Here is a 4,657-nt window from a genome sequence, read left to right on the forward strand (position 1 = left end):
CAGTTCGTCAGGCGACGGCGAGTCCGCATGCGCCGATCCGTACGCCCGTCCGTTCTGACCGGCGCTCTTGCGCCGCAGCCGTAGACAACTGCGCCGTCCGGCGCTAACTTCCGCATCAGCGGGGTGGGAGCGCTCCCATAACGGTGGACCGGAACCCGCCCTCGCGTCGCCCCCACCCCGCGCATCCCCGCACACGCATCCGCAGGCCCGTACCCTCAAGGAACGGACGATGCTGTCATGATCCTGACAAGAAACTCGGGAGGATCCCCGAGGCCCCGATCAGCACCCCCCGCCCGGGCCAGAGCCTTCTTCCTGGTCCTGCTCTCCCTCCTCGTCACCGTTCCGGCCCTCGGCCTGGTCATGACGGCCGGTGGCGAGGCGGAGGCGCACGGCACCCCGATGAAGCCCGGCAGCCGTACCTTCCTGTGCTGGCAGGACGGTCTGACCGACACCGGCGAGATCAAGCCCGTCAACCCGGCGTGCCGGGCCGCGCAGCAGGTCAGCGGCACCACGCCGTTCTACAACTGGTTCTCGGTGCTCCGCTCGGACGGCGCCGGCCGCACCCGGGGCTTCGTACCGGACGGCGAGCTGTGCAGCGGCGGCAACACCAACTTCACCGGGTTCAACACGCCCAGCAAGGACTGGCCGCTGACCCACCTCACCTCGGGCGCGACGGTCGACTTCTCGTACAACGCCTGGGCGGCGCACCCGGGCTGGTTCTACGTCTACATCACCAAGGACGGCTTCGACCCGACGAAGCAGCTCACCTGGAACGACATGGAGGAGCGGCCGTTCCTGAGCGTCGACCACCCGCCGCTGAACGGCTCCCCGGGCACGGTCGAGGCCGACTATGCCTGGACCGGCAAGCTCCCCGAGGGCAAGTCGGGCCGCCACATCATCTACATGGTCTGGCAGCGCTCGGACAGCCAGGAGACCTTCTACTCCTGCTCGGACGTCGTCTTCGACGGCGGCAACGGCGAGGTGACCGGCATCAAGGAGCCCGGTACCCCGTCCGAGCCGGTGCCCGGCACCTGCACGGCCACCCGCAAGACGACCGGCAGCTGGAACGGCGGCTACCAGTCCGAGGTGACCGTCACCAACACCGGAACCGTCCCGATGCTCGGCTGGATGGTCGACTGGACGCTGCCGTCCGGCCAGAAGATCGAGAGTCTGTGGAGCGGCAACGCCACGTACAACGGCCAGTCGGTGATGGTCCACAACTCCGGCTGGAACGGCTCCCTCGATCCGGGCAGGAGCGCGACGTTCGGCTACACCGTCTCGGGCTCGGGCGGTGACAGTACGACGAGCCTGCCCTGCCGGGTCGGCTGAACCGTCGCTCCGGGCGGATTCGACGCTCCGGGCGGATCCGACGCTCCGGGTGGGTCCGGTGGCCGGTGAGTCCCGGCCGCCGGGCCCGCTCGCGCGTGACCGTCGAGACGCGGCGGCGGCAGCGGGTGCTCGGCTGAGCCGCCCCGCCGGTCCCCCGAGCGACCCCTCGGGCGATCCCTCGGGCGATTCCTTGGGCGATCCCTTGGGTGATTCCTCGGGCGATCCCCTCCCTCATCCCATATGTCGCAGTTATCCAGGTATGCGATTCTGAGGTGTGGGTGCCCTGCCGCTCATGTGGTCGTGGAGCCGCCGCGTCGTCGTCGCCTGAGTTCCGGGGACTCCCACCTGCCGAGGCTGCGGCATGGACGGGAGGTGGATGCGGACATGCCCCATTACGGCGATGCCCGGGCCGCGGCCCCCGGTCTTCGGGCACCGGGGAACGGGGACGCCGGTTCGCCTCGCCCCACGCCGGAGTCCGCCGCGCGGGAGCGCGTCCTGGCGTTCGCCGGGGTGGCGCTGGCGGCGGTGTACGTACGGAGCGAGGACGGTGCGGAGCTCCAGCTGGTGGAGTCCGCCGGTGCCGAGCCGGAGCGGTACGGGCTGCCGGGCCGGGTGCGGCACGGCGGGGGCACCTCGCCCACTCCGGCGCCGGGCTATGCCGCGGTGTCCGGGGAGTGCGGGTCCGCCGTGGTCGAGGCCTTCCGGAGCGGGCGGCCGCTGTGGCTCGCAGGCCGGCTGGAAGGCGGAGTCACCGGCACGCCGCTCGGGGTGGTGCCGCTGGGCGCCGCCGGCGGGTGGCTGGGGTGTCTGGCCGTGGTGGGAGAGCCCGGGGAGGGGTTCGGGGTCGAGCAGCGGGAGTTCCTGGAGCGGTACGCCGAGGCGATTTCCGGGCGGCTCCGGGGGGAGGCCGACCGGTCCGCCCCCTCGCCCCTGCTGGATTCCGCGCTGCGCGTCCTGGGGGTGGGTTCCTTCGCCCTGACACCCGGCACCGGGCTGGTCGAGACCGACCCGGCCCTGCTCGAACTGGTCGGCATCCCCGAGGGCGGCTTCGACGGCAAGACCGACACCCTGCTCTCGTACAGCCTCCCCGAGGACGTCCCGGCGCTGCTGTCGGTCATCGAACCGTCCGCGCAGACTCCGGGGCGCCGGGAACTGGAGTTCCGCACCCGCCGGGCCACCGGTGAACTGTGCTGGCTGCGCCTGAGCTGCCGGGTGCTGAAGGGGCCCGACGGCGCCCCTGAGCGGGTGCTGGGCGTGGTGACCGCGGCCCCGGTGCTGCGGCGCAGCGCCAGCGACGTCGCCCGGATCCAGTGGCTGACGGCCGCGCTCGACGACGCGACGACCGTCCGGGACGTCAGCCGTGTGGTGGTCGCCGCGCTGCGCGAGCCGCTGGGTGCCGACCGGGTGGCGCTCGCCGAGCTGCTGGAGGACCGGCTGGCGGTCACCGTGCTCGATCCGCCGGGTGCCGGTGCCTGGCCGGAGCTGTGGCGTTCCGAGTGGCGCTCGGAGTGGCCCGACGCGCCGGTCACCGCCCTGCCCACGCTTCACGCGGCGCTCAGGGACGGGCGGATGAGCCTGTGGCCGGCCGGTACCGCGCTGGAACCCGGGCTCGCGGGGATCGGCCCCGGCGGGCTCGCGGTCCTGCCGCTGCCGGCCAAGAGCAGGGTGGCCGGGGTGTGCCTGGTCGGCTGGGACGCGCCGCACGAGTTCGCGCCCGAGGAGCGGGCCCTGCTGACGGCGACCGCGGGGCTGGTGGGGCAGGCCCTGATCCGCGCGCACGCCTACGACGCCGAGCAGGAACTCGCGACGATGCTCCAGCGCAGCCTGCTGCCGCGCCGTCTCCCCCCGTTGCCCGGGGGCATCGCCGTGGCCCGCTATCTGCCCGCCCGGCGCGGGCTCCAGGTGGGCGGCGACTGGTACGACGTGATCGCGCTGTCGGATGGAAAGGTCGCCCTGGTCATCGGCGATGTGCAGGGGCACAGTGCCGGGGCCGCGACGATCATGGGCCAGATGCGCACGGCGGTCCGGGCCTACGCCGTGGAGGGTCATCCGCCGGACGTGGTCGTCGCGCACGCCAACCGGCTGCTCGTCGGCATGGAGACCGACCTGTTCGCCACGTGCTGCTATGTCGAGCTGGACATGGAGGAGGGCAACGCGCTGTTCGTGCGGGCCGGGCATCTGTCGCCGCTGGTGCGTCATCCCGACGGCGCGACGGAGGAGATCGCGGTCGAGGGCGGGCTTCCGCTGGGCGTGCTGGAGGACGCGGAGTTCCCGCTGACGGCGGTGGCGCTGGCGCCCGGCTCGGTGCTCGCGCTGGTGACGGACGGCCTGGTCGAGTCGGCCGAGCTGGACCTGGACGAGGGCATGCGGATCGTGCGCGAGCTGCTCGCCGCGGCGGACCCTGCCGACCCGGGGCGGATGGCCGACGACCTGCTGGGCGAGGCCGGGCGCCGGGAGGACGACGTGGCGTTGCTGCTGCTGCGCTACGACGGGATGCGGGTGCGGCCGGTGCGGGCGGGCTGGGTGGTGTGGCGGCTGCCGGACGCGGTGATGCACGCCCGTCGGTTCAGCGCGCGCACGCTGCGTTCGTGGGACGTCGTGGCCGAGGCCGACACCGTTCTGCTGGTGGTGTCGGAACTGGTCACCAACGCGCTGGTGCACACGCAGGGCGCGTTGCGGCTGGACCTGACCCTGGCCGCGGACCGGCTGCGGGTGACCGTGAGCGACTCCTCGCCGCGGGCGCCGGCCAAACCGGTGGTCGTGGACTGGGAGTCGACCGGCGGCCGCGGGCTCTTCCTGGTCGAGGCGGTGTCGGCGGCCTGGGGCTCGGTGCCGGTCGGCGGCGGCAAGCAGGTGTGGAGCGAGATCGTCGTGTCCCGCCCGGAGGCGGACGGCGAACCGGAAGCGGAACCGGCGCCGCGGGCGGAGCCGGCGATCGCGCCGGCGGAGGAACGGCGGCCGGCCCGGGACCGGGGCTGGGGCCTCGGCCGCAGCCGGGACTGGGTCATGGGCCGAACCCGCGAGCGGAGCGGAGGCGGCAGGGGCTCGGGCCGAAGCCGGTCCCGGGACGGGGACCGCGACCAGGACCCGGGCAAGGGGCGGACCCCGGACAGCGACGGAGACCGGCCCGAGGACCGAGACCCGAACCCGAACCCGGGCGAAGGCCAGGCCCCGGGCCACAACCCGGACCGCGATCAGGCCCCGAACCGGAACGGGCACCCGGCCCCCGGCGACGGCCAAGTCCCGGACAGCAACCCAGACCCGGCCCCGGACCCGAACCCGAACCCGGGCGAAGGCCAGGCCCCGGGCCACAACCCGGACCGCGATC

The 4,657-nt window shown here is 73.7% G+C and carries 1 protein-coding gene and 1 pseudogene; both read left to right on the top strand.

The features are described from left to right. The first annotated feature begins 237 nt into the window (after nt 1–237). Nucleotides 238–1,329 carry a lytic polysaccharide monooxygenase auxiliary activity family 9 protein gene (locus tag CCL05_RS22965; RefSeq protein ID WP_086562371.1) on the top strand — a complete coding sequence of 364 codons (1,092 nt, stop codon included), beginning with the start codon at nt 238–240 and terminating at the stop codon, nt 1,327–1,329. A gap of 384 nt (nt 1,330–1,713) precedes the next feature. Beyond that, a pseudogene (locus CCL05_RS22970) lies at nt 1,714–4,248 on the top strand (SpoIIE family protein phosphatase); the annotation flags it as partial. Between the last annotated feature and the right edge of the window lie 409 nt (nt 4,249–4,657).

It is taken from the genome of Streptomyces africanus, from assembly GCF_002150735.1.
Lineage (GTDB): Bacteria > Actinomycetota > Actinomycetes > Streptomycetales > Streptomycetaceae > Streptomyces > Streptomyces africanus.

What these genes read in the sequence shown, in the direction of transcription:
- CCL05_RS22965 (WP_086562371.1), top strand. Translation starts at nt 238, where the DNA reads ATGATCCTGACAAGAAACTCGGGAGGATCCCCGAGGCCCCGATCAGCA.